Origin of the sequence: Pseudomonas sp. AP19 (assembly GCF_001728855.1) — a bacterium.
In the GTDB taxonomy this organism is placed as follows: Bacteria; Pseudomonadota; Gammaproteobacteria; order Pseudomonadales; family Pseudomonadaceae; genus Aquipseudomonas; species Aquipseudomonas fluorescens.
Genome location: NZ_LXJP01000030.1, coordinates 60,634 through 85,211 on the forward strand (window position 1 = coordinate 60,634; position 24,578 = coordinate 85,211).

A 24,578-nucleotide genomic window follows, 5' to 3' on the forward strand; every position below is an offset into this window, starting at 1 on the left:
TTTTAAACGTTCAATTGAAAGCTGAAAAGCGACGCCGTTTTTTGACATGCGCGCCCGGCTGCTGCAAAGTGCGCGCCCTCTAATAAGACCTCTTAAAGCCTGCACGCTGGCGCCACCTCAATGGCCGCCCGGGCGCGGGTATGCCTGGTTTTTGTGTTTCTGTCTTGAGGTAACCATGATTAACGCAGTCATCGCCGCGGTCGGCACCATGCTGGTGCTCAGCCTGTCCCGCGTGCATGTGGTCATCGCCATTATTGTCGGCGCCCTGGTGGGTGGCTTGACCGGTGGCCTTGGCATCGAGGCCACGCTCAAGGCGTTCAACGGTGGTTTGGGCGGCGGTGCGACCGTGGCGCTGTCCTACGCCTTGCTCGGCGCTTTCGCGGTGGCGATTGCCAAATCCGGCTTGGCTCATGCCTTGGCGGACAAGGCGCTGCTATTAGTCGATCGTCAGGAAGCCAGCGGCGGCAGCCACGTCAAATGGCTGCTGATCGGCCTGTTGTGGGTGGTAGCGATTGCGTCGCAGAACATCCTGCCGATCCATATCGCGTTTATCCCGTTGCTGGTGCCGCCGCTGTTATACGTGTTGACCAAGCTGCAACTGGACCGCCGCCTGATCGCCTGCGTGATGACCTTCGGCCTGATCACGCCTTACATGTTCCTGCCGGTAGGCTTCGGGAATATCTTCCTTAACCAGATCCTGCTGGCCAATGTGGCCAAGAGCGGCGTGGACATCAGCCAGGTCAATGTCACCCACGCCATGGGCCTGCCCGCGTTAGGCATGGTGGTCGGCCTGCTGGTGGCGGTGTTTGTCAGCTATCGCAAAAAGCGCGTGTACGACCTGGAAAAAATCGAGCGGGTCGAGCAAGTCGCGGTGCAGTACAACCCGCTGACCTTGCTGGTGGCCGGGCTGGCGATTGCTTCGGCGTTCATTATTCAACTGTGGCTGGACTCGATGATTATCGGTGCCCTGGCCGGCTTCCTGATCTTCTCGGTGTCGGGCATCGTGCGCTGGCGTGAGACCGACGACCTGTTTACCGAAGGCATGAAAATGATGGCGATGATCGGCTTCATCATGATCGCCTCTTCGGGGTTTGCCGAAGTGCTCAAAGCCACCGGTGATGTGCGTTCGCTGGTGGAAACGTCGGCGGCATTCATCGGCCATAGCCGTGGGGTGGGCGCGTTGCTGATGCTGCTGGTAGGCCTGCTGGTGACCATGGGCATTGGTTCGTCGTTTTCCACGGTGCCGATTCTTGCCGCGATTTTCGTACCGCTTTGTGTGCAACTGGGCTTCAGCCCGTTGGCCATCGTGTGCATTGTCGGCACGGCCGGTGCGCTGGGCGACGCCGGCTCGCCTGCGTCAGACTCAACGCTCGGCCCGACCTCCGGCTTGAACATCGACGGCCAGCACCACCATATCTGGGACACGGTGGTGCCGACTTTCCTGCACTACAACATTCCATTGCTGGCGTTTGGCTGGATTGCTGCGATGACGCTCTAACCTACAGATAATTTGTAACTGGCCGTTAACCTCTCAAGTCGCCACGAATAAGAGAGAAAAGCCATGCGTCTGAGTTTGAAGGCCAAAGTCCTGTCCCTCGCCGTAGTGCCGGTGTTGCTGTTTGCGGTGGTCATCAGCCTGACCACCGTGTGGATGCTCCAGGGCCAGGCGCGCAACGAGGTGGATGAAACCCGCCAGCGCCTGCTCAACGACGCCAAAACCACGCTGAAAAGTTATGTGGAAGTGGCCATGACCACCGTCAAGCCGCTCTACGATGCTGCCGCGCCGGGCGACACCGTCGCGCGGGCGGAGGTGGTCAAACTGCTCTCCAACACCACCTACGGCAAGGACGGCTACTTCTTCGGCTACGACTCCGAGACCATTCGCCTGTTCAAGGGCAACAGCCCGGACGGCGTTGGCAAGAGCTTCAAGGACAACCGCGACCCCAATGGGGTCTACGTCAACCGCGACCTGGTCAAGGTCGGTAAAGACGGCACTCACTATCTGCAATACAGCTCGACCCAGCCGGGGCAGACCGAACTGGTGCCCAAGCTGGGTTACACCGAGTACCTGCCGAAGTGGGACATGGTGATCGGTACGTCGGTCAACCTCGACGGCATTGAAGCCCAGGTGGCGGTGGTCGAGGCCAAGGTCGAGAAACGCATGGAAGGCGTGCTGCTGAGTATTCTCGGCGTGGCCGTGGTGGTGCTGTTGGTGATTGCTGCCGTGGGCATGGTGACGGCCAATACCATCCTGCGTCCGCTGAACCTGATGAAAGCCAACCTCGACGATATCGCGGCGGGCGAGGGCGACTTGACCCGCCGCCTGGCCATTACCAGTCAGGACGAACTGGGCGATCTGGCCGGCGCATTCAACCGTTTTGTCGACAAGATCCACAGCCTGGTGCGCCAGATCACCGAGATGACTGCGCAGCTCACCGGCCTGGTGAGCCAGGTGTCGGACCAGGCCCAGCGTTCCGAGCAGGCCATGGAGCGCCAGCGCCATGAAACCGATCAGGTCGCTACCGCGATCAACCAGATGTCTTCCGCTGCGCAAGAAGTTGCGCGCAGTGCGCAGGGTGCGTCGGTGGCGGCACAGCAAACCGATGTGGAAGGCCAGGCCGCCAAGCGTGTGGTGGACGGCAGCATCGCGCAGATCCATGCCCTGGTGAACGATATTCGCAGCAGCGGCGTGTCCCTCGACAGCCTGCAACAGGACGTGTCGTCGATTGTCAGTGTGCTTGGCGTAATCCGCTCGATTGCCGAGCAGACCAACCTGCTGGCGCTCAACGCTGCCATCGAAGCCGCGCGGGCCGGCGAGGCCGGGCGTGGTTTTGCCGTGGTCGCCGACGAGGTCCGCGCCCTGGCCAGTCGCACCCAGACCAGCACCCAGGAAATCCAGGGCATGATCGACCGCCTGCAAAAAGGCACCGAAGCCGCTGTAGATTCGATGCGCCGCTCCAGCGATGCGGGCGACGGCACCTCAGCCCGCGCCAACGAAGCCGGGGCCTCGCTGGACACCATGGCCCAATTGATCGGCACGATTAATTCCATGAACGCGCAGATTGCCAGCGCGGCGGAAGAACAGACCGCCGTGGCCGAAGAGATCAACCGCAGCGTGCATCAGATCGCCGTGGCGGTGGACAGCGTGGCTGATGAAACCCAACTGGGTGCCCAGACCTCACGTAGCCTGGCGGACCTCGGCCAGCGGTTGGGGCAGCTTGTCGGTCAGTTCCGGATCTGACCACATCTGGCTTGGCGGCAGGGTTGTCTGGCGTTAAAACCAGGCCGGCGCCCTGTCAGATATCCCGCATCAGCAAGCCAAACTGCAGGTCCATCTGCGCCGGCAGCGGCACATAAACGGTGTGCCCATCCCCAGGCGCCACCTCGATGGCTTCGCCCTGGGCGTTGTGCAGCGTGGCCAGGTCGAAGTGAAAGTTTCCGGCGGGGGTCATCAGTTCCAGGTGATGACCCACGGCAAAGCGGTTTTTCACCTTGACCTCGGCCAGCTCGCCCCGGCGCTCGCCGGTCAATTCGCCGACAAACTGCTGACGTTCCGATACCGAGCTGCCGTTCTGGTAGTTCTGGTATTCGTCATGCACATGACGGCGCAAAAAACCTTCGGTGTAGCCGCGTTGCGCCAGGGACTCCAGGTCGGTCATCAGGTTACGGTCAAAGGCTCGGCCGGCCACCGCATCATCAATGGCTTTGCGATACACCTGGGTGGTGCGCGCGCAGTAGAAGTGGGATTTGGTACGGCCTTCGATCTTCAGCGAATGCACGCCCATGTGGGTCAGGCGTTCCACATGCTGCACCGCGCGCAGGTCCTTGGCGTTCATGATGTAGGTGCCGTGCTCGTCCTCGAACGCGGGCATCTGTTCATCGGGGCGCTGGGTTTCTTGGAGCAGAAACACCTGATCGGTCGGCGCGCCGATTCCCAGCGTAGGCTGAAATTCCTGGACGATATCGCCGGTGGCGTTCTCCACCGCCGGCATGGCCTGGTATTTCCAACGGCAGGCATTGGTGCAGGTGCCCTGGTTGGCGTCGCGTTTGTTCATGTACCCGGACAGCAGGCAGCGCCCGGAATAGGCCATGCATAAAGCACCGTGCACGAACACTTCCAGCTCCATCGCCGGCACGTGCTGGCGAATTTCACCGATCTCTTCCAGTGACAGCTCCCGCGACAGAATCACCCGGCAGATGCCTTGCTGCTGCCAGAACTCCACACTGGCCCAATTCACCGTGTTGGCCTGCACCGACAAGTGAATCGGCATCGAGGGGAAGTGGCGCCGCACCAGCATGATCAGCCCCGGGTCGGACATGATCAGCGCATCCGGGCCCATCGCGATGACGGGGGCCAGGTCTTTGAGGAAGGTTTTCAGTTTGGCGTTGTGCGGCGCGATATTCACCACCACGTAGAAACGTTTGCCCAGCGCGTGGGATTCGTGGATGCCGAGCGCCAGGTTGGCATGGTCGAACTCATTGTTACGCACCCGCAGGCTGTAACGCGGCTGGCCGGCGTAGACCGCATCGGCGCCGTAGGCGAAGGCATAGCGCATGTTTTTCAGGGTGCCGGCGGGGGCGAGCAACTCGGGGGCGATCACAGGGGGCATGGGCTCAAGTCGTAAAAGGTCGCGAGGGTAAAGGAGCCGGCAGCCGCTTTTATTGATCCAGATCGTCCTTTTGCTGATTTTGTATCGCCAGCGGGTTCGTGACGCGCGCGCGATACCTCAAGCGCCTCCGAGCCGTACGTAAAGCCCTGGACGCAGCGCTCCGAAACGGATCGCCTGATGGGCACCGGCGTGCGCCCTGCGGAATAAGTGCTCTATTGAGTGAGGCGCGGTCGGATGCCTCAAGCCATTGAGCGATGCGGTCTATGCTCGTTCTATAAACAAGGGCACTCCCAGGTTTCGCAGCGGACTAAGCATCAGGGCTTACGAAGGCCCTTTGCTTTTCTGACATGGACCGGACATGAACCAAACGAACCTGCAATTCAAAACCCTGCTGTTGTTGCTGGCCCTGGTGACCATCGCCTTTATCTGGATATTGCTGCCGTTCTACGGCGCGGTGTTCTGGGCGGTGATCCTCGGCATTATCTTTGCCCCGATGCAGCGGCGCCTGCAGCTGCGGTTTGGCTGGAACCGCAACCTGACATCCCTGGCCACCCTGACGGTGTGCCTGCTGATTGCCATTTTGCCGGTGATCATTACCAGCGTGCTGCTGGTGCAAGAAGGCGCGACCCTCTATAACAATATCGAGAGCGGAAAGCTGGATGTGGCGGGGTATATCGAGCAGTTCAAAAACGTGCTGCCGCCGTACTTCCAGCACCTGCTTGACCGCTTCGGCATGGGCAACCTGGAAGGCCTGCGGGAAAAAATCGTCAAGAGTGCAATGCAAGGCAGCCAGTTCTTTGCAACCCAGGCATTCAGCTTCGGCCAGGGTACGTTTGATTTCCTGGTGAGCTTTTTCATCATGCTGTATCTGCTGTTTTTCCTGCTGCGCGACGGCCCGGAACTGGTGCGCAAGGTCCGTACGGCGGTGCCGCTGGCCGAGCCGCAAAAGCGTCGGTTGCAGCTCAAGTTCAACCGGGTGGTACGCGCGACGGTCAAGGGCAACGTGCTGGTGGCGGTGACCCAAGGTGCGCTGGGAGGGTTGATCTTCTGGTTTCTGGACATTCCCAGTGCGTTGCTCTGGGCGGTGCTGATGGCGTTTCTTTCGCTGTTGCCGGCGGTCGGCGCAGGAATAGTATGGGCGCCGGTGGCTGCCTACTTCCTCTTGAGCGGGTCGATCTGGCAGGGCGTGGTGCTGGGACTGTTCGGCGTGTTCGTGATTGGCTTGGTGGACAATGTGCTGCGCCCGATCCTGGTAGGTAAGGACACCAAGATGCCGGATTATCTGATTTTGATCTCGACCTTGGGCGGCCTGTCGGTGTTCGGCCTGAACGGGTTTGTGATCGGCCCGCTGGTAGCGGCGCTGTTTATGTCCAGTTGGGCGTTGTTCGTGGAAAGCAAACCACGGGTCAAACTGCCGTTGCCCTAGACGTTACAGCGAGTGACGCTCAAGCGTGGAGCCTGAAGTTCGACGCTTGCTGCAGCTGTTTTTCGGCGGCGGACAACGAGGTGAGCGGGCCGCTGATGGGCTCGCCATCGCGCACCAGATACCAACAGGCCAGCAAGCCGTGCTCACGAAGAGGGGCGGGGACTGCGCTGCCGATGACGGACATGATCTGAACAGTAGGCATAAATACCTCCAATGGCGATGGAGTTCACCATACTGGCTGTTTGCCCGTAGGAAAAATCACCAGTCTCGATAGTCGACATTAACGCCAGGCGTCAATCCACCACTTGATCGAGCATGGAAACCACTTCCTGTTCACTGAGCAGCCCCTTACGCACCAGGTTTTCCGCCAGCAGCGAGAGGAATTTTGCGCTGCGGTGGCCCTCAAGGTGCTTGAGTTCGGTCAGTGCGCTGTAGACCTTGCTGGATGTGCACAGGCCAGCGGTTCGATGGGGGTTTTGCGTGGGCATGGTCAGTCGTCCTTGTTGTTATTGGGTGGACAGTGTCGATAGTGAGAGTGTTGGGTGACACAAACATGACAGCGCGAGGCGCCTTCGAGCAAGGGGTCATTGGCCATAATCATGTGCGATTACTCGCGGAACATTGTCCTCATAGCGACCTTGGCAGGACGAATCCGGACTTTTCAGGCAAAAAAAGGCCCCGCGTGTCGGCGAGGCCTGTGTCTGTCAGCTCAATTGCGTGTTACCAGCCGCGACCATAGTAGCCGTGGGGAGGGCCGTAATAGCCGCGCGGTGGGCCGTAATAGACCGGCGCCGGGCGGTAATAAACCTGTTGTTGCACATACACCGGCGGTGGCGGTGCGTAGTAGACCGGCGGCGGCGCGGCGTACACCGGTTGCGGCTGGACATACACCGGTTGCTGCACGTAGACCGGCTGGGATTGGCTGGCAACCACGGAGCCCACTACGGCGGCGCCGACCAAAGCACCCAACACGGCCGGGCCACCCCAACCACCACCGTGGGCGGAGGCTTGGCCTGCCATAGCGAGTGCGCCGATAAGCAAGGCGATTTTGGGGATTTTACGGATCATGGTCATTCCTCGGTTAGCCCCTGCGCTTGTGGTCTGCAATCAATAGACTCAAGGATTGTCGCGGGGATACTTTTAAGACAACGTATTTCTGAAAAACAGCACGGCCGATAGGTAAAGGTTGTGTAAGGATCTGTACCGAATTGCTTACTTAAGGAGTTACCCATGCAGATGCACCCCAACAAGGACACCCAACTGTGCATGTCATTGTCGGCGCGGCCTGGGAATTTTGGCTTGCGTTTCCATAACCATCTGTACGAACAGCTGGGTTTGAATTTTTATTATAAAGCGTTCAGTAGCCAGGATTTGCCCGGTGCGATCGGTGGTATTCGGGCGCTGGGCATTCGTGGTTGCGGTGTGTCCATGCCCTTCAAGGAGGCCAGTATCGCCTTGGTCGACGAGCTGGACGAGTCGGTCAAGGCCATCACCTCCCTTAACACCATCGTCAACACCAACGGCCATCTCAAGGCCTACAACACTGACTATATTGCTATCGAACAACTGCTGAAAAAGCACGCGGTGCCAAAAGACTCGAGCTTTGCCCTGCGTGGCAGCGGCGGCATGGCCAAGGCCGTGGCCAGTGCCTTGCGCGACGGTGGTTATGCCAACGGCGTGATTGTCGCGCGCAATGAGGCGGCAGGCCGGGCGTTGGCACAAGGTCTGGGGTATGAGTGGCAAGCGCAATTGGGTGATTTGCGCCCGCAGATGTTGGTCAACGTGACGCCGATTGGCATGACCGGCGGGGCGGAAGCCGACCAGTTAGCCTTTGAGGCTGACGCTGTGGATGCTGCTGACACCGTCTTTGATGTGGTGGCGATCCCGGCCGAAACACCGCTGATTGTGCGTGGCCGCGCCCAGGGTAAGCGGGTGATTACCGGGCTGGAAGTGATCGCGATTCAGGCGTTGGAGCAGTTTGTGCTGTACACCGGCGTGCGGCCGACGCAGGCGCAGTTTGAACAAGCCGTGGCGTTTGCCCGAGCCTAGCGAACCCGGCAAAACCCATGTGGGGGCTGGCAAGCCAGCGCCCACAGGTTGACCGTGTTAAGCCTGTTCCAGCTGCGTGAGGCGCTCTTCCAATGCGGCAATTCGGGCTTCAAGTTCTTCGATACGATCCGAAGAGACGGCACCGGCCGAGCGCTCCACCGCATGACCCCGCGCCGACAGAATCACCTCAATATCCGCCGGATCGCCCAGCGCATGGGTGTAACGATCTTCCCGTTGCCCTGCCTGACGCGGCACCAATAGCGCCAGCCCGCGCGCAATCAGGCGCTCCAGCTGGTGCACCACCTGCTCGGCATCTTCAAAATCATGCATGCGCCCGCTGCGGGTCAGCAGTTCATTGACCGTCTGCGGCCCGCGCAGAAACAGCAGCCCGATCAGTATCACCTGGGCCGGCACCAACTCCAGTGCCTTGTCGACGCGATGCTCCCAGCGGTCGGCCCGGCTGCCCATGACCAGGCGCGTGAAACCTTGGCCTTCCAGCGCGCGCAGGCTTTGCCCGACTTGGCCCTGGCTGAGGTTCGTCACCGGCTCGCGGCTGGTTTTCTGGTTGCAGGCCAGCACCAATGCATTCAGGGTCAGGGGGTAGGTTTCCGGGTTGGTCGCCTGTTTTTCGATCAGGCAGCCCAGGATGCGGATTTCCGTGCTGTTCAGGCGTGGTTCCGGGGTGTCGGTAGCGTGCTCGGCGGTCATCGCGCTTTCCCTATGCAGTAAGAGGGGGCGCTCTCAATGAGTGTTCCCGTCGTGTTGTCGCCTCAAAGCGGGCCTGGCAAGACGCAGGCCGCTGGGAATGGTTGTTCCCTTTCCAAGGCCGGCAACGCAGGGCCCGCGTTAAGGCACAACCCGGCGCGACGGGGAAACTCATTGAGAGCGCCCGCACCTAGCCTAATCCTGAAAAAATAAAAGACAAGCTGCACACGCAGCTGGCATGTCTATAATCGGCGCTGGTTACACACCCTGCCATCACCGCGAGACTGTCATGACTATTTCCCTGTACGCCGCCTCCATCCCGGTCTTCAAGCAAATGCTCAACGCCCTGAGCGATGTGCTGAACAAAGCCGAAGCCCATGCCACCGCCAAGAACATCGAGCCCAATGCTCTGTTGCAGGCGCGTCTGTTCCCGGACATGTTCCAACTGGTGCGCCAGGTGCAGATCGCCGTCGACTTCGCCAAGGGCGTTTCCGCACGCCTGGCCGAGATTGAAGTGCCGAAGTACGAAGACAGCGAAGTGACCTTTGCCGACCTGCAAGCCCTGATCGCCAAGGTGCTGGCGTTTGTCGACACGATCAAGCCCGAGCAAATCGACGGCAAGGAAGGCATCGAGATCATCACCCGCCCAGGCACCCCGAAAGAGAAGCGCTTCAGCGGCCAGTCCTACCTGCTGACCTACGGCCTGCCGCAGTTCTTCTTCCACGTCACCACCGCTTACGCCTTGCTGCGTCACAACGGTGTCGAAGTGGGCAAGCGCGATTACATGGGCGCGTTCTAAGCACCCAGGTACAAAAAAGCCCGGGGCGGTTCTTCAACGAACCGCCCCGGGCTTTTTTACGCCTGATGGTTAAGCCGGCTGTTCTTCCTGGCCCAGGCATGCGGCGGCGGTAAACAGCACATCGGTGGACGAATTGAGCGCGGTTTCCGCCGAATCCTGCAACACACCAATGATGAAACCTACGGCGACGACCTGCATGGCGATCTCGCTGGGAATACCGAACAGGCTGCACGCCAGGGGAATCAACAGCAACGAGCCACCGGCCACGCCCGACGCCCCGCAGGCACACACCGCTGCCACCACGCTGAGCAATACGGCGGTCGGCAGGTCGACGGTGATACCCAAGGTATGCACGGCCGCCAGGGTCAGTACGGTGATGGTGATTGCGGCACCGGCCATATTGATGGTGGCGCCCAGTGGGATCGATACCGAATAGGTGTCTTCATGCAGGCCCAGGCGTTTGCTCAACGCCAGGTTCACCGGGATATTCGCCGCGGAGCTGCGGGTGAAGAAAGCGGTGATGCCGCTCTCACGCAGGCACATCAGCACCAGCGGGTAGGGGTTGCGGCGCAGCTTCCAGAACACGATGGCCGGGTTGACCACCAATGCCACGAACAGCATGCAGCCGATCAACACCACCAGCAGGTGAGCGTAGCCGAGCAGGGCACCAAAACCGGAGGTGGCCAGGGTTGAGGCCACGAGACCTAAGATCCCCAGCGGCGCGAAACGAATCACCACGCGCACGATCAGCGTTACGCCGTTGGACAGGTCGTCGAGCACGGTGCGGGTGGTTTCGCCGGCATGGCGAATCGCGATGCCCATGCCGATGGCCCACGCCAGAATGCCGATAAAGTTGGCATTCATCAGCGCGCTCACCGGGTTATCCACCACGCTCAACAGCAGGCTTTGCAACACCTCGCCGATGCCGCCGGGAGCACTTACCGCGACGTCATGGGTGGCAAGCACCAGGGACGACGGGAACAGCGTGCTGGCGACCACCGCCACGACGGCAGCCGCAAAGGTACCGAGCAGGTACAAGAAGAGGATCGGCTTGATATGGGTTTCCTGGCCGTGTTTATGGTTGGCGATCGACGCCATGACCAGTACGAACACCAGGATCGGCGCAACGGCTTTCAGGGCCGTGACGAACACCTTGCCGATAAACCCGGTAGCGCGGGCAGCCTCGGGCATCCACAGGGCCAATAGAATCCCGGCAAGCAAGCCCAAGACAATTTGGGTAACCAGGCTGACGCGCATAAGTCGTTGTAACAGGGAAGGGGCAGCAGTCATAAACAGTTGTCTCTAGTTTTTTTAATAGAACGCAGCATTGCAGGCGGAAAGTGCTGTAGGCAGTAGGTGCGGAGTCTAACATGCTGTAGGAAGCGTCCCGTTCGGTGCGGCATTGCGTCACCCGCACCCGCAGGCTTTGGCAAAATCCAGACATACTCTGTTAACATTCTTGCCTCTCATCTTTCCTCTCCGTCAGCGAGCCCTTCGGGCTGTCGTTGATGTCGTCGTTTCTGGAGTTTTTATGTTGTTTCCCATCCTGCTGCTGTCGGCCGCCGGCTTTACTGTGTTGACCACAGAATTCGTCATCGTGGGCCTGCTGCCGTCGATTGCCCGGGACCTGAATGTCAGCGTGTCCCAGGCGGGGTTGTTGGTGACCTTGTTCGCCTTTACCGTGGCGGCGTTCGGTCCGTTCCTGACGGCGTACTGCGCGCGTTTCCCACGCAAGCGCTTGTTTATCAGCATCCTGATCATGTTCGGCGTGGCCAATACCCTGGCGGCGCTGGCGCCGAATATTTGGGTGATGGCATTCGCGCGGTTGATTCCGGCATTGGGGTTGCCGGTATTCTGGGCCTTGGCCAGCGAGACGGCGGTGGACATTGTTGGCCCCGAATACGCCGGACGAGCCATTGAAAAAATCGGCTTCGGCATCGTCTGTGCCACGGTGTTCGGCATTCCGGTCGGCACGCTGATTTCCGACATGTTCGGCTGGCGTATCGCGTTTGCGATTCTGGCGGTGGTGGCGTTGGCCAAGGCATTGCTGCTGTTTATCTACCTGCCGGTGACCCAGCCGAAGAACGACCAAGTGACACTGCGCTCGCAATTCAAGATCCTGCGCAACCCGTTGATGCAGGGGCATATCCTGCTGTCAGTGCTGGTGTTCAGCGGCATGTTCACCGCTTACACCTACCTGGCGGACATTCTTGAGCGTCTGGCCGGCTTTGACGGCACATTGGTCGGCTGGTGCCTGATGGGGTTTGGCGCGGTAGGCCTGATCGGCAACTCACTCGGCGGGCGCGCAGTGGACCGCCACCCGTTGATCGCGTCCATGGTGTTCTGTGGGTTCATGATCGCGGGCATGGTGGCGTTGGTCCCGGCGATTCATTCCACCGTCGGCCTCGCGGCGGCGATGGCGGTGTGGGGCGTGACCCAGGCGGCGCTGTTCCTGGTCAGCCACGTGCGGCTGATGAAGGCCGCGCCCCATGCACCGGCGTTTGCGGCGTCGTTGAATATTGCCGGGGCCAACCTGGGGATTGGCCTGGGGGCAATGGTCGGTGGGCATGTGATCGACACCCTAGGCCTTGGCAGCCTGGGCTTTGCGGCGTCCGGGTTTATCCTGGTGTCGATCCTGCTGGCGTTGTGGCTGATGACCGCCAGGCAGCCGGTCGCATCCAACGCCTGAATCGTCAGGGCAGGGCGGTAAACAACTCGCGTCGAGCGCCTTCGGTAATCGCCACAATGCCGGGGTGCTTGACCTTGCGCTCCACCGAGATCGCGTAGAACGACTCGGTCACCGCATCGGTCTGGCCAATCAGCGCCACCCCGTACTGGCGCACCACCTCGTCGGCAATCACGCTGGGGGCGATAAAGATCCCGCTGCCGGATTGGCCAAACGCCTGCATTAACGCACTGTCATCGAACTCGCCGATGATCTTCGGTTGAATCTGCTGCTCGGCGAACCAGCGCTGCAAGCGGCTGCGCACCACCGTCTCGGCCCCCGGAATCAAGAGCGGCGCGCCCTGCAGACATTGTGGGAAATCACCACCGTACTGGTCGGCCAACGCCTGGGTGGCGAAAAAACTGATGCCACACTCCCCCAGTTTCTGGCTGTAGCCTTTGATGTCCAAGTGAGTGGGCATGGGGCTGTCGGAGATCACCAGGTCGAGGCGCTGAATCGCCAGGTCGGCCAATAAACGTTCGAGTTTGTCCTCGCGGCAGGTGATACGGATTTGTTCGCTCAGCTCCATCGTGGGGGCGATCAGCCGGTAAACGATGGATTTGGGCACCACATCCGCCACGCCGACCCTGAACAGGATCTGCTGCTCATTGGGCTGCGCGCGCAACATCGCCTCCAGTTCGTTGCCGGTTTGGAACATTTGCTCGGCGTAGGGCAAGGCCTGGCGCCCGGCTTCGGTGAGTTCAAGCTGGCGGCCGACGCGCTGAAACAGCGCGATACCAAAGGTCTGCTCCAGCAGGCTGATCTGCCCGCTGATGGTCTGGGGCGTGAGGTTCAATTGCTCACAGGCGCGCACGATGCTGCCGGTCTTGGCCACCACCCAAAAATAATGCAGTTGTCGATAATTAAGCATCGTGGACTACACTTCGTAAAAATCGAAGTATATACGAGAAAAATACGAATTTTACTGAACTGTTCGACTGCATAGAATGCCTCGCTATCGAGGGGCCACTATTTGGACCCACTGGTTCTAACGAGGAATACAGCATGCAACTCAATTCTCTGGGCGCGGCGGCCTTACTTGCGCTTTCATTGGTGGTGATCAGCGGCTGTGATCAAGTCGAAAAAAGCGCCCAGCAAGTCATGGGCAAGGCCACCGAGTCGGCCAAGCAAGCCATTGATGACACCCACAAAGCCGCCGAGCAGGCATTGAGTGAGGCGACGCAAGGCCTGATCAGTCCGCAAAAAAAGGCGGATCAGGAAGACAAAGAACCTGAAACCGGCAATAAAGAAGCCTAATTCCCCAGCACAACGTCAGGACTGACCTATGGATTACCTTTTACAACTGGCCGCCAGCCCCACCGCCTGGGTGGCACTGGCCACCTTGATCGTCATGGAAATCGTGCTGGGCATCGATAACCTGATCTTTATTTCGATCCTCACCAACAAGTTGCCCGAGAAGCACCGAGCCAAGGCGCGCCGTATCGGCATCAGCATGGCGCTGGTGTTGCGCCTGGGCCTGTTGAGCACTATCGCGTTTATCGTGCAGTTGACGACCCCGGTATTTGAGATCTTCGGCCAGGCGTTTTCGTGGAAAGACATGATCCTGATCGCTGGTGGCCTGTTCCTGGTGTGGAAGGCAACGACCGAGATCCATCACAGCATGGACCCCGAGCCGGAAGAAAAGGCAACCACCGGCAACGTGGTGACCATCGGTTTTGCTGCGGCGATTGGTCAGATCCTGATGCTCGACCTGGTGTTCTCCATCGACAGCATCATCACCGCCGTGGGCATGACCGAGCATTTGCCGATCATGATCATTGCTGTGGTGACCTCGGTCATCGTGATGCTGGTGGCGGCTGAACCGTTGGCCAAGTTCATCAACGACAACCCGACGGTCGTGATGCTGGCCCTGGGCTTCCTGATCATGATCGGCATGACGTTGATCGCTGAAGGCTTCGGCGCTCACGTGCCCAAAGGCTACGTGTATGCGGCCATGGCGTTCTCGGCGGTGATCGAGTGCCTGAACATCGCGCGGCGTAATCGCCACAAGCGTTTGCTCGCCGCCAGGCAGTAACCGCTGAACCCGAAAGCCGGCTGAACGCTCAAGAGTCCAGCCGGCTTTTTGCTGTCTGATAGAATCCGCCCACTTGTTACCTTGAGGTCCACCATGAACGAGCCGATTCGCCTCACCCAGTACAGCCACGGCGCGGGTTGCGGCTGCAAGATTTCGCCCCAGGTGCTGGAAGTGATCCTCGCCGGCAGTGGCGCGCAGAACCTCGACCCCAATCTGTGGGTCGGCAACGCCTCACGCGACGATGCGGCGGTGTACGCCATCGACGACGAACGCGGTGTGGTTTCCACCACCGACTTTTTCATGCCGATCGTCGATGACCCCTTTGACTTTGGGCGCATTGCCGCCACCAACGCGATCAGCGACATCTACGCCATGGGGGGCGACCCGTTGATGGCCATTGCCATTCTGGGCTGGCCGGTGAATGTGCTGGCGCCAGAGGTTGCCCGCGAAGTGATCCGTGGCGGCCGTTCGGTGTGCGATGCCGCCGGTATCCCCTTGGCAGGTGGCCACTCCATTGATGCACCGGAGCCGATTTTCGGCCTGGCCGTGACCGGCATCGTGCAAAAGCGCCATATGAAACGCAACGACACCGCTACCGCCGGCTGCAAACTGTACCTGACCAAACCGCTGGGCATCGGCATCCTCACTACCGCCGAGAAGAAGGGCAAATTGCGCGAGGCGGATGTCGGCGTGGCCCGTGACTGGATGTGCACGCTCAACAAACCGGGCAGCCGTTTCGGTAAGTTGGCTGGCGTCACGGCCATGACCGATGTCACCGGTTTCGGCCTGTTGGGCCACCTGGTGGAAATGGCTGACGGCAGTGGTCTCACAGCCCGCATTGAGTACAAAAAAGTCCCACTCTTGGCCGGGATTGAGGATTACCTGGATCAGGGCTGCATGCCCGGTGGCACCTTGCGCAACTTCGACAGCTACTCGAGCAAAGTCGGGCGCTTGCAGGAGCTGCACAAACGCGTGCTGTGCGACCCGCAGACCAGTGGCGGCCTGTTGATCGCCGTTACCGTGGAAGGTGACGCTGAGTTCCACGCGGTGGCTGCCGAGCTGCGCCTGAGCCTGGAGCCGATCGGTGCACTGGTTGAGCGACAGACACACGCGGTAGAGGTGTTTTGATGGCAACCGACATCACCGACTACCGCGACATCTTCCTCAACGACCGGCCGATGATGGATACCCGCGCACCGATCGAATTCATCAAGGGCGCGTTTCCCGGGGTGATCAACTTGCCGTTGATGACCGATGACGAGCGCCAACGGGTCGGCACCTGTTACAAGCAGCAGGGCCAGCAAGCCGCGATTGTGCTGGGGCATGAGCTGGTCTCGGGGGCGATCAAGGCTGAGCGTATCGAACAGTGGGCGCAGTTCGCCAAGGCCAATCCTGACGGTTACTTGTACTGCTTTCGCGGCGGGCTGCGCTCGCAGATCGTGCTGCAATGGTTGAAAACCGAAGCCGGTATCGAGTACCCCCGCGTCGGCGGTGGCTACAAGGCCATGCGGACCTTTTTGTTGGAGACCGTGGAGCAGGCGACCGCCGAGTGTGATTTCGTATTGCTGGGCGGCATGACCGGCACCGGTAAAACCGAGGTGCTTGGCCAGTTGCATAACGCCCTGGACCTTGAGGGCCACGCCAACCATCGCGGTTCCAGCTTCGGCAAACGCGCCACGACACAACCGTCCAACATCGACTTCGAAAACCGCTTGGCGGTGGACCTGCTGAAAAAACGCGCGGCGGGGATCGAACAATTTGTCGTTGAGGATGAGAGCCGCATGATCGGCAGTTGTGCGCTGCCCTTGCCGTTACACAAAGGCATGCAGACATTCCCGATGGTGTGGCTGGAGGACAGCGTTGAAGGCCGGGTCGAAAGGATCTTGCGCGATTACGTGGTCGACCTGTGCGCCGAGTTTATCCAGGTGTTTGGCGAAAATGGTCAGGCGCTGTTTGCCGAGCGCCTGACCCAGAGCCTGGCCAATATCCATAAACGCCTGGGCGGCGAGCGCTTCCAGCGCTTGCAGGCTGTTTTGCAGGACGCTTTGGCTGAACAGGCCCGCAGCGCTGCCGTGGACTTGCACCGCGTATGGATCGAAGGGTTGCTGCGCGAGTATTACGACCCGATGTACGCCTTCCAGCGTGAAAGCAAGGGCGCACGGATCGAGTTCGCGGGGGAGCAGGGCGCGGTGGTGGAGTATTTGCGCGAGCGGAGTGCCAGGCGAGCATAGTCGCTGGTTTTGAGGGCCTCTTCACGAGCAAGCCCGCTCCTACATTACGACCGCGATCCTACAGGATGAGCACGGTTGGATGTGGGAGCGGGCTTGCTCGCGAAAGGGCCCTCAACGTCGCCAGAAATCTAAAGAAGGACCGCCCCGATCAACCCACACACCACGCCCATCAGCATGGTCAACCCGGCCACCGTCACCAGTACGCGCGCGTCGAAATCCTTGCGCAGCATCAGCAGTGACGGCAGGCTCACGCTGGGCAGGGTCATCAGCAAGGCCACGGCCGGCCCGGTGCCCATGCCCAGGGTCATCATGGTTTGTACGATTGGGATCTCGGCGGCGGTAGGAATCACGAACAGCGTACCAACGATCGCCAGCGGCACCAGCCACATCAGGCTGTTGGCCATGGCCCCGTCAATATGAGGGAACAGCCAGACCCGCGCAGCTCCCAGCACCAGCACGGCGACGATATAGATCGGGATCGTGCTCCAGAACAACTGCCACAGGGTACGTAACCAACGGCTCAGGAACGGCTGCGACTCGACCTGGCTGACGTCGGCCACTGCTTCCAGTGCGGCTTCCGGCACTTGGTCGGGCCGGGCAATCCGCTGCGCCACCAGGGACACGCCGACCACCAGCACAATCCCTGCGACCAGCCGCAATGCGGTAAAGCCCCAGCCCAGCACAAAGCCCATGAACACCAGGGTCGCCGGGTTCAATACCGGGTTGGCGATCCAGAACGCCAGGGCCGCACCCACCGACACCTGCTGACGGCGCATGCCGGCTGCCACCGGGGCCGCGCAGCAACTGCACATCATCCCCGGCAAGGCGAACAGCCCGCCACGTACGGTCGAACCCAGCCCGGCGCGGCCGAACAGGCGCAACAGCCAGTCGCGGGGAATCAACACTTGCAGCAGCGAGCCCAGAATGACCGCTAGCACGGCGGCCTTCCAGATCGCCAGGAAATACACCTGGGCATAGGCCAGCGCCGCTGCCAGTGGCGAGCTTTGCTGGTCATTCAGAATCGAGGCGCCGATGCTGTGGTTATCCGCCGCCACGAACGCCTTGAGGTAGTAGGGCGACCACTTCACATAGTAGAGGCCTATGCAGGCCACCAGCACGAACAGCGCTGGTTTCCACCAGAAGGACCAGCCCCGGTTGGGCTGCTGGGAGATGAGGTTGGGCATGGTGCAGATCCGCAGATGGTTCAATAGCGGGGCATCATACGCCTGTGGCGCGCAAGCTTCAGATATCTGCGCTGACTTGAGTGGCGTCCGGGCATGTCCGCTCGCCGTTATTCAGGCCTTGCTTGTAATTGCGGCTCAGCAGTGAGGCTTTGCCGTTGTGCCAGGTCAGGGTCAGGACATAGAGCGTGTCGTAGTCGTCGCCCGACCAATCCTCAGTGATCGTGTGTTTTTCCCCCGAGGCTTCACTGGCCACCTTGTTGATCAGCTCTGGCAGGTAGCCATGGGACCAGGCGGTGTAGATGATCGCGTTGTGGTACTTGTCTTCGACCAACTCGTCGGCGAGGGCGCTGGTGTCGTTGGCTGAAAACTTGATGTTCACCGGCAGGCCGAGCTTGATGGCGCTGGGGCTGATGGTCATCAGTGGCCGGATGTAGCTGTAGGAATTGTCGTGTTCACCTTCCTCGACATTGCGCGTCGGGTTGGCGGCGAATACGTAGTTGGCCTTGCCGAATTTTTCCGGCAAGACGCTCGCCAGGTTCATCGCGCGATTCAGGCCCTGGCAGTTGAGCTGGCCGAGGCCGCCGGCCGGTTTTTCACCGTGGCGCAGGAAGACCAGGGTTTGTACGCCATCCACCGGCTCGGCGCGACTGATCCGCGACTCCAGCGTCAGGCCGATTGCGCCGCCAACCAGCAGCAGCGGCAACATGATGTATGAATAGCGTTTAAGGCGTTTAGTAAGGCACAGAGGCTTGATTGTCATTGTCGTGTCGAGTCTTCGTGCTTGGGTTGAAGTCGTACAGGCCCGGCGCCAGTGACGCATGCGGCGTCCTGCGGTTTTCCGTGTCGTTGTAACGAGTGTCTCCATTCACCCTGATGGCGCACTTAAGAGTGTGTATCGGCTCTTTGGTTCGTCAGCGCGCGAGATTAGCGCAGTAATGTTGCGCAATGATGACCCATGCAGGACGGCGAGCCGCTGGCTATTATGGGGACTTTCCGCCTGGGGACTTTCCGATGAACGCACTTGCCGCTTTCCCGATCAACAGCAAATGGCCCGCCCAATACCCGGAACGCTTGCAGCTGTATTCGTTGCCCACGCCCAATGGGGTCAAAGTGTCGATCATGCTCGAAGAGCTGGGCCTGCCTTATGAAGCGCACAAGGTCAGTTTCGAAACCCAGGACCAGCTGTCTCCCGAGTTTCTGTCCCTGAACCCCAACAACAAAATCCCCGCGATCATCGACCCCAATGGCCCGAGCGGTCAGCCGCTGGCGCTGTTCGAGTCCGGCGCGATTCTGATTTACCTGGCCGAAAAAACCAGCCAGTTACTCTCCGAAGACCCGGCCACCCGCTATGAAACCCTTCAATGGCTGATGTTTCAAATGGCGGGTATCGGCCCGATGTTCGGCCAGGTCGGGTTCTTCAACAAATTCGCCGGCAAGGCATACGAAGATAAGCGCCCGCGTGATCGCTACGCCGCCGAGTCTCGGCGTTTGCTGGGCGTGCTGGAACAACACCTGCTGGGTCGCACCTGGATCATGGGCGACGAATACAGCATCGCCGACATCGCCACGTTCCCATGGGTTCGCAACCTGATTGGCTTCTACGAAGCCGGCGACCTGGTGGGCATTGCTGATTTCCCTAATGTGCTGCGCGCGCTGGACGGCTTTGTTGCCCGCCCTGCGGTGATCCGCGGCCTGAACATACCGAGCTGAAGCATGCAGACGTTCGATTTCAAACAGCTGGATGTATTCAGCAGCGTTTCACTCAAAGGTAACCCGTTGGCCGTGGTGCTGGGCGCTGATAGCCTCACCGACCAGCAAATGGCCGACTTCGCTAACTGGACCAACCTCAGCGAAACCACGTTTTTGCTGACGCCGCGTGATCCGCGGGCGGATTATCGGGTGAGAATCTTTACCACGCTCAACGAGCTGCCGTTCGCCGGGCACCCGACCTTGGGCAGTTGCCATGCCTGGTTGCACGCGGGCGGCGTGCCCAAAGGCGAGGAGATCATCCAGGAGTGCGAAATCGGCCTGGTGCGTGTCCGTCGCGAAGGCGATCAACTGGCGTTCATTGCTCCGCCGTTATTGCGTTCCGGCGCGGTGGAAACTCCCGTGCTCGAACGCGTGCGCCTGGCGCTGGGGCTGGCGCCCGAGGCCATTGTGCGCAGCCAGTGGGTGGACAATGGTGGGGGCTGGCTGGCGCTGATGCTGGCCGATCGCGAACAGGTGCTGGGTTTGCAGCCGGATTACTCGCAACTCCACGGTTTGGCCGTTGGCGTCATCGCGCCCTGTGACCCGGCGCGCGACGATGTGGACACGCACTTCGAAGTCCGCGGTTTTATCGCCGGCGACGGCGCCCCGGAAGACCCGGCCACCGGCAGCCTGAACGCCGGCCTTGCCCAATGGTTGCTGAGTGAAGGCCTGGCGCCAAGCCGTTACGTGGTCAGCCAAGGTACGGCCATGGGACGCGCCGGGCGTATTCGCGTCGAGCATCATGGCGATGAAATCTGGATCGGCGGCGAGGTAGCGGTATGCATCGAAGGGCGTGTACAGCTCTAGATCAATGAATTGTTACGGGCCACGCAATACACTGTTGGCCCCTCGGCATTTGTGCTGCCGGGGCCTGGAGGCATAAGCTTTGGCCCCAAAGATTTTTGCCTCTACTGTTTTAGCATCCAGTCAGGAAAACCATGACCAGCCAGTTCCCCCAAGCCCGCCCACGTCGCCTGCGCCGCTCCCCGGAGCTGCGTGGCTTGTTTCAGGAAACCGAATTTACCCTCAACGATCTGGTGTTGCCGATTTTCGTCGAAGAAGAAATCGACGACTTCGTACCGATCACCAGTATGCCGGGCGTGGTGCGAATCCCCGAGAAGAAACTGGCCGGTGAGATCGAGCGTTTTGCCCGTGCCGGGATCAAGTCGGTGATGACATTCGGCGTGTCCCACCACTTGGACGCGAACGGCAGCGACACCTGGAAAGAACGCGGCCTGGTTTCGCGCATGTCCTCGATTATCAAGGACGCCGTGCCGGAAATGATCGTCATGTCCGACACGTGCTTCTGCGAATACACCGACCACGGCCACTGCGGCGTGATGCACGGTGCTCATGTCGACAACGACGCAACACTGGTCAACCTCGGCAAGCAAGCCGTGGCCGCCGCCCGTGCCGGCGCCGATGTGATCGCCCCTTCGGCAGCGATGGACGGCCAGGTCCAGGCGATTCGCCGCGCCCTGGACGACGCGGGTTTCACCCATATTCCGATCATGGCCTACTCCACCAAATTCGCCTCGGCCCTCTACGGCCCGTTCCGTGAAGCGGGTGGCAGCGCCCTCAAGGGCGACCGCAAAAGCTACCAGATGAACCCGATGAACCGCCGCGAAGCCGTGCGCGAATCGCTGCTGGACGAGCAAGAGGGCGCAGACGCGCTGATGGTCAAGCCCGCTGGTGCCTACCTCGACATCATCCGCGACATCCGCGAAGCCTCACGCTTACCGGTCGCGGCCTATCAGGTGAGTGGTGAGTACGCGATGATCAAGTTTGGCGCCCAGGCCGGCGCGATTGATGAGGCGCGGGTGGTGCGGGAGACGTTGGGGTCGATCAAGCGTGCGGGGGCGGATTTGATCTTTACGTATTTTGCGATGGATTTGGCGTTGGCTGGGATCTGAGTCCGGTCTGTGGTCCTGTGGCGGGGAGGACTCGTCACAGGTGCTCCGTGCTACACCGGTACCGATTCAGACCAGCGTTGGCAAAAGTCGTGTTGTTCCTGTATATCGTTGGTGAGATTGTTTTCCTCTAACGCAAAGATATGCACAAGTTCAGTGTTTGCCTGTCCCATTGTCAACTCATAAGCGATAAGTCCATTTGACATGTGTGAAGACATGCCTGATGTGTGCACGTTAATCTTTGCGCCTTTGCATAAAAACTTTATATCTTTTAAGTCTGCCCTCAATAAACCGAAGCAATCATACAGGTCCAGTGCTGTGTAGCTTTTTCGTGTTTCATCGTTTAGCAGTAGGTGAAGTGTCGGCTTGCATCCTTCATATTCGATTACTGCATTTTCACTTATACCGTTTTTGATGATGAAGATGTTTTTTCTGGAAATTGACTTAGCTGAATTTTTCATAGTCCTCCGCACCTAATGATTTTAGCCAGTTCTTGAAGAAGTCCACCTGTTCTTGTGGGTTGTTTGTTAGGTTATTTTCTTCATAATCAAATAGATGGACGATATCGTCTCGTGATGCTTGTTTACCTAGTGTCATTTCATATGCAATAAGACCGGCGCTCATTTGAGATGCCATCCTTGAGGGCATGACGTTTATTTTTGCGCCCTTACAAAGGAATACTATATGCGGGAAATCCGCTCTAACTTTTGCTAAACAAGTATAGATGTCCTTTCCCCTGTAGGTTTTCTTGAAGTTGTCAGCTTCGGAAAATGTCATCGAAAGTTTTTCGAGATCATATCTTACGGTGACTTCCGAACTTTTGTTGTTGATAATTACCTTTATTATTTGCGTATTCATACTATTTCCTATTCGGATTTGGGATTGAGTATCCTACATAGCTTCCGTCGCGCTTTACAGGTGTCATGCCCAAAATATCCTCTGGGTGTATTTTGTGATGGACTGCGAATTCTTTCTCGTTAGAGAATGGCGTCATTTTACCGAGTTCTAAGTTTACGTCATGACCAGGTATGCTTTTTATAACGTATAAATAACCTTTTCTTGTGCCGTATCCGGTTGCAAAATCTATAGCGGTGAGCCTCGAGGGAGAGGTGCTTATAAAGTTACTTGGTGGATCGTTGCTGTTTAGGGCGTGCAGATAAAGGTCATTGCTTTCTCCCTTACTCTTAAAGCCAGTTTTAAAGGCTTCTTCTGGATGTTTTCTATCCCCTCGAAATAAATACTCCTCTTCATCGCTCGTTTTCGGTGGTTCGGGTTCGCTTTTGTAAGCTTTTGCTTTTGCCGAAGGCTCATCAACTGTGTCTGCGGGCTTACACCCGTCTCCACCAGGGCATGTGTTTAAGCCTAGCGGATCAACCCACCCCGTAGGGTTGGGCACGTACTGGTACGCGTTAATCCCACCCGCCAGCTTCACCGGGTCAGGCGTCAGGTAACGACCACTGTCCGGATTGTAGTAGCGGTGACGGTTGTAGTGCAGCCCGCTTTCCGGGTCGAAGTATTGGCCTTGGAAGCGCAGCGGGTTGTCGATTTTGCTGACGTCGAGGCGGGCAATCTCGCCGTAGGCGCGGTAGTGCGCCGACCAGACGATTTCGCCGTCGGGGGCGGTGAGTTCCTGTGGGGTGCCGAGGTGGTCGAGTTGGTAGTGGAAGGGCTGGGTGTCTTTAGGGCCAAAGCCTTCCAGCAGTGCCAAAGGCCTAAAACTGTCCGGTTCGTAGAGGTAACTGCGATGGCGATCCGCGTGATGCTCGGCAATCAGCTTGTCGCCTTGCCAGAAAAACTCGGTGGTGATGTCGTCGACAGTTTTGCTGATCCGTCGACCAAACGGGTCATAGCGATAGCTGGCTGTTTGCCCATTGGGCTGGGTGATGCCTATCAACCGGTGCTGGCAGTCGTAGCGGTATTCGGTGACAAGTTGGTTACCCTTACCGCGCCTTTGGCGGATCAGGTTGCCAAAGGCGTCATAGTCGTAATGATGATCGCCCTGGATCATCAGGCGGTTGCCGGCAACGATGTCCGGGCCGGGTCGATCCTGCATCAGCAGGTTGCCCGCCGGGTCGTGGCCGAAGCGTTCTTGCACGTCTTGTGAGTGATCGGCCCGAGTCAGGCGGGCGAGGGGATCGTAGTGGTAGTCGTGTTGGCCTTTACGGGTGTCGAGCAGGCGGGTGAGGTTGCCGGTGTTGTCGTAGTCGTAGTGGCGCTGGTAGAGGGTGTGTTGCTGTTGGCTGACGGCGTGGGCGTGCAGGCGGTTTTGTTCGTCGTAGTGGTAGTGGCTGAGGAGCTGGCCTTGTTGGCGCTGGTGTTCGCGACCGGCTTTGAACAGGTGAGAAGTGAGTGTTTCACCATTCAGTTCGACGCTGGCAAGGTGGCCGCCTTTGTCGTGGTTGAAGGTCAGGCGGTTGTTGTCGGGCAGACGGAGGTTTTGCAACTGGCCGCAGGCGTCGTAGCCATAGCGCAAGGTGCCCCAGCCCTGGTGTTCGGCGGTGAGGCGGTTTTGTGGGTCGTATTCGTAGGCCAGCGCCCAGTGGCCGTCGTCAACGCTGAGGAGGTTGCCCTGGCGGTCGTAGGCATAATCAACAAGGTTGCCGTCGGGCAGGGTTTTTCGTACAAGGCGGCCGGCGTGGTCTCGCTCGTAGCGGGTGACTAGCTGACTGCCGTCATCGCCATATTCGGTCTTTTCCGCCAGGTTACCGTTGAGGTCGTAAACGTAGGCGGTGCGCTGGCCGTCAAAACCGATTTCCTGCTGGATCAAGCCGTTAGGGTGGTAAGCGAGCTGGTAGGTTTCGCCGACTTCGTTTTCGATGGCGGTCAGCAGCAACCGTACGTTGTCGTAGCGGTAGTTGACTTGGCTGCCGTCGGCATTGATGCGGCGGCTGATCAGGTGCAGACCGTCGGCGTACTCGTAGCGGGTGACGTGGCCCCGTTCATCGCGTTCGGCCGTGATTTTTCTGTAGGGGTTGTAGCTGTATTCCCGCGTAGCTCCATCGTGCCGGGTCAGTTTCAGCAGACGCCCGGCGGCGTCCCACTGATACTGCGTCAGCGCACCCTGTTCATCCTCGTGCGCAACTTTCCGCCCAAGATCGTCATAGCGATAGCGCTTGATAGCGCCATTCGGCAGCTGTTCCTCAAGCAGATGACCA

At 59.4% G+C, this 24,578-nt stretch carries 25 protein-coding genes and 1 pseudogene; 14 read left to right on the forward strand and 12 right to left on the reverse strand.

The window, feature by feature from the left end:
- Positions 1–178: 178 nt before the first annotated feature.
- From A7D21_RS20400 to A7D21_RS36675, 3 genes and pseudogenes are all read left to right on the forward strand, one after another.
- The gene (locus A7D21_RS20400) at positions 179–1,498 is read left to right on the forward strand and encodes a Na+/H+ antiporter family protein (RefSeq protein WP_169876524.1); all 1,320 of its coding nucleotides are present in this window, start codon (positions 179–181) and stop codon (positions 1,496–1,498) included.
- 153 nt (positions 1,499–1,651) lie between these two features.
- A pseudogene (locus tag A7D21_RS36670) lies at positions 1,652–2,383 on the forward strand (cache domain-containing protein); the annotation flags it as partial.
- Positions 2,384–2,485: 102 nt separating this feature from the next.
- On the forward strand, positions 2,486–3,241 hold the full coding sequence (locus A7D21_RS36675; protein ID WP_371859229.1) for a methyl-accepting chemotaxis protein: 756 nt from the start codon (positions 2,486–2,488) through the stop codon (positions 3,239–3,241).
- A gap of 55 nt (positions 3,242–3,296) precedes the next feature.
- Here A7D21_RS36675 and yegQ read toward each other — a convergent pair whose 3' ends face one another.
- On the reverse strand, positions 3,297–4,610 hold the full coding sequence (yegQ, locus tag A7D21_RS20410) for a tRNA 5-hydroxyuridine modification protein YegQ (RefSeq protein WP_069552538.1): 1,314 nt from the start codon (positions 4,608–4,610) through the stop codon (positions 3,297–3,299).
- A 358-nt stretch (positions 4,611–4,968) separates the two neighbouring features.
- Here yegQ and A7D21_RS20415 point away from each other — a divergent pair, with 358 nt between their 5' ends.
- Complete coding sequence (locus A7D21_RS20415; RefSeq protein ID WP_053255421.1) at positions 4,969–6,036, forward strand: AI-2E family transporter; 1,068 nt, start codon at positions 4,969–4,971, stop codon at positions 6,034–6,036.
- A 19-nt stretch (positions 6,037–6,055) separates the two neighbouring features.
- Here A7D21_RS20415 and A7D21_RS20420 read toward each other — a convergent pair whose 3' ends face one another.
- The 3 genes from A7D21_RS20420 to A7D21_RS20430 all read right to left on the reverse strand — a co-directional run bounded on the left by A7D21_RS20420 (position 6,056) and on the right by A7D21_RS20430 (position 7,110).
- Entirely contained in the window at positions 6,056–6,238 is a 183-nt protein-coding gene (locus tag A7D21_RS20420) for a hypothetical protein (RefSeq protein WP_053255422.1), read from the reverse strand.
- A 91-nt stretch (positions 6,239–6,329) separates the two neighbouring features.
- Entirely contained in the window at positions 6,330–6,524 is a 195-nt protein-coding gene (locus A7D21_RS20425) for a hypothetical protein (protein ID WP_053255423.1), read from the reverse strand.
- A 232-nt stretch (positions 6,525–6,756) separates the two neighbouring features.
- Positions 6,757–7,110 (reverse strand): hypothetical protein, encoded by a 354-nt coding sequence (locus A7D21_RS20430; RefSeq protein WP_053255424.1) that lies wholly within the window; start codon positions 7,108–7,110, stop codon positions 6,757–6,759.
- Between the two features lie 156 nt (positions 7,111–7,266).
- Here A7D21_RS20430 and A7D21_RS20435 point away from each other — a divergent pair, with 156 nt between their 5' ends.
- Positions 7,267–8,085 carry a shikimate 5-dehydrogenase gene (locus tag A7D21_RS20435; RefSeq protein WP_069552539.1) on the forward strand — a complete coding sequence of 273 codons (819 nt, stop codon included), beginning with the start codon at positions 7,267–7,269 and terminating at the stop codon, positions 8,083–8,085.
- 57 nt (positions 8,086–8,142) lie between these two features.
- On the opposite strand, the gene A7D21_RS20440 is transcribed toward A7D21_RS20435, so the two are convergent.
- Positions 8,143–8,793, reverse strand: coding sequence for a YceH family protein (locus A7D21_RS20440; RefSeq protein ID WP_053255426.1), 651 nt, complete (start codon positions 8,791–8,793; stop codon positions 8,143–8,145).
- Between the two features lie 286 nt (positions 8,794–9,079).
- Here A7D21_RS20440 and A7D21_RS20445 point away from each other — a divergent pair, with 286 nt between their 5' ends.
- Positions 9,080–9,589: a DUF1993 family protein gene (locus tag A7D21_RS20445; protein WP_053255427.1), complete on the forward strand. Its 510-nt coding sequence runs from the start codon at positions 9,080–9,082 to the stop codon at positions 9,587–9,589.
- A gap of 69 nt (positions 9,590–9,658) precedes the next feature.
- Here the strand turns inward: A7D21_RS20445 and sstT are convergent, their stop codons facing one another.
- On the reverse strand, positions 9,659–10,879 hold the full coding sequence (sstT, locus tag A7D21_RS20450) for a serine/threonine transporter SstT (protein WP_069552540.1): 1,221 nt from the start codon (positions 10,877–10,879) through the stop codon (positions 9,659–9,661).
- Between the two features lie 241 nt (positions 10,880–11,120).
- Between sstT and A7D21_RS20455 the strand changes: the two genes are divergently transcribed.
- A complete protein-coding gene (locus A7D21_RS20455) occupies positions 11,121–12,278 on the forward strand; it encodes an MFS transporter (RefSeq protein WP_069552541.1) in 1,158 nt (385 codons plus the stop codon).
- 4 nt (positions 12,279–12,282) lie between these two features.
- Here A7D21_RS20455 and nhaR read toward each other — a convergent pair whose 3' ends face one another.
- Positions 12,283–13,185 (reverse strand): transcriptional activator NhaR, encoded by a 903-nt coding sequence (nhaR, locus tag A7D21_RS20460; RefSeq protein WP_069552542.1) that lies wholly within the window; start codon positions 13,183–13,185, stop codon positions 12,283–12,285.
- 134 nt (positions 13,186–13,319) lie between these two features.
- On the opposite strand from nhaR, the gene A7D21_RS20465 reads away from it, so the two are divergent.
- The 4 genes from A7D21_RS20465 (at position 13,320) to mnmH (ending at position 16,580) form a co-directional block, all read left to right on the forward strand.
- Positions 13,320–13,571, forward strand: coding sequence for a hypothetical protein (locus A7D21_RS20465; RefSeq protein WP_053255431.1), 252 nt, complete (start codon positions 13,320–13,322; stop codon positions 13,569–13,571).
- Positions 13,572–13,599: 28 nt separating this feature from the next.
- Positions 13,600–14,349, forward strand: a complete 750-nt coding sequence (locus tag A7D21_RS20470; protein WP_053255432.1) for a TerC family protein — start codon at positions 13,600–13,602, stop codon at positions 14,347–14,349.
- 93 nt (positions 14,350–14,442) lie between these two features.
- A complete protein-coding gene (selD, locus tag A7D21_RS20475; RefSeq protein ID WP_069552543.1) occupies positions 14,443–15,477 on the forward strand; it encodes a selenide, water dikinase SelD in 1,035 nt (344 codons plus the stop codon).
- Positions 15,477–16,580, forward strand: a complete 1,104-nt coding sequence (mnmH, locus tag A7D21_RS20480; RefSeq protein ID WP_069552544.1) for a tRNA 2-selenouridine(34) synthase MnmH — start codon at positions 15,477–15,479, stop codon at positions 16,578–16,580. Before selD ends, mnmH begins: the two co-directional genes overlap by 1 nt.
- 128 nt (positions 16,581–16,708) lie before the next feature.
- Here mnmH and A7D21_RS20485 read toward each other — a convergent pair whose 3' ends face one another.
- Positions 16,709–17,764 carry a permease gene (locus tag A7D21_RS20485; RefSeq protein WP_069552545.1) on the reverse strand — a complete coding sequence of 352 codons (1,056 nt, stop codon included), beginning with the start codon at positions 17,762–17,764 and terminating at the stop codon, positions 16,709–16,711.
- Between the two features lie 58 nt (positions 17,765–17,822).
- Positions 17,823–18,524 carry a hypothetical protein gene (locus tag A7D21_RS20490; RefSeq protein ID WP_053255436.1) on the reverse strand — a complete coding sequence of 234 codons (702 nt, stop codon included), beginning with the start codon at positions 18,522–18,524 and terminating at the stop codon, positions 17,823–17,825.
- Positions 18,525–18,775: 251 nt separating this feature from the next.
- On the opposite strand from A7D21_RS20490, the gene A7D21_RS20495 reads away from it, so the two are divergent.
- The 3 genes from A7D21_RS20495 (at position 18,776) to hemB (ending at position 21,426) form a co-directional block, all read left to right on the forward strand.
- Complete coding sequence (locus A7D21_RS20495; RefSeq protein ID WP_053255437.1) at positions 18,776–19,474, forward strand: glutathione S-transferase N-terminal domain-containing protein; 699 nt, start codon at positions 18,776–18,778, stop codon at positions 19,472–19,474.
- 3 nt (positions 19,475–19,477) lie between these two features.
- Positions 19,478–20,320, forward strand: coding sequence for a PhzF family phenazine biosynthesis protein (locus tag A7D21_RS20500; protein WP_053255438.1), 843 nt, complete (start codon positions 19,478–19,480; stop codon positions 20,318–20,320).
- 131 nt (positions 20,321–20,451) lie between these two features.
- The gene (hemB, locus tag A7D21_RS20505; RefSeq protein ID WP_053255439.1) at positions 20,452–21,426 is read left to right on the forward strand and encodes a porphobilinogen synthase; all 975 of its coding nucleotides are present in this window, start codon (positions 20,452–20,454) and stop codon (positions 21,424–21,426) included.
- Between the two features lie 50 nt (positions 21,427–21,476).
- Here the strand turns inward: hemB and A7D21_RS20510 are convergent, their stop codons facing one another.
- The 3 genes from A7D21_RS20510 to A7D21_RS20520 all read right to left on the reverse strand — a co-directional run.
- Entirely contained in the window at positions 21,477–21,884 is a 408-nt protein-coding gene (locus A7D21_RS20510) for a hypothetical protein (RefSeq protein ID WP_083272217.1), read from the reverse strand.
- Positions 21,868–22,281 (reverse strand): hypothetical protein, encoded by a 414-nt coding sequence (locus A7D21_RS20515; protein ID WP_069552546.1) that lies wholly within the window; start codon positions 22,279–22,281, stop codon positions 21,868–21,870. Before A7D21_RS20515 ends, A7D21_RS20510 begins: the two co-directional genes overlap by 17 nt.
- A 1-nt stretch (position 22,282) precedes the next feature.
- Positions 22,283–24,578 (reverse strand): RHS repeat-associated core domain-containing protein (locus A7D21_RS20520; protein WP_171902625.1); only part of this gene is annotated, 2,296 nt, incomplete at its 5' end.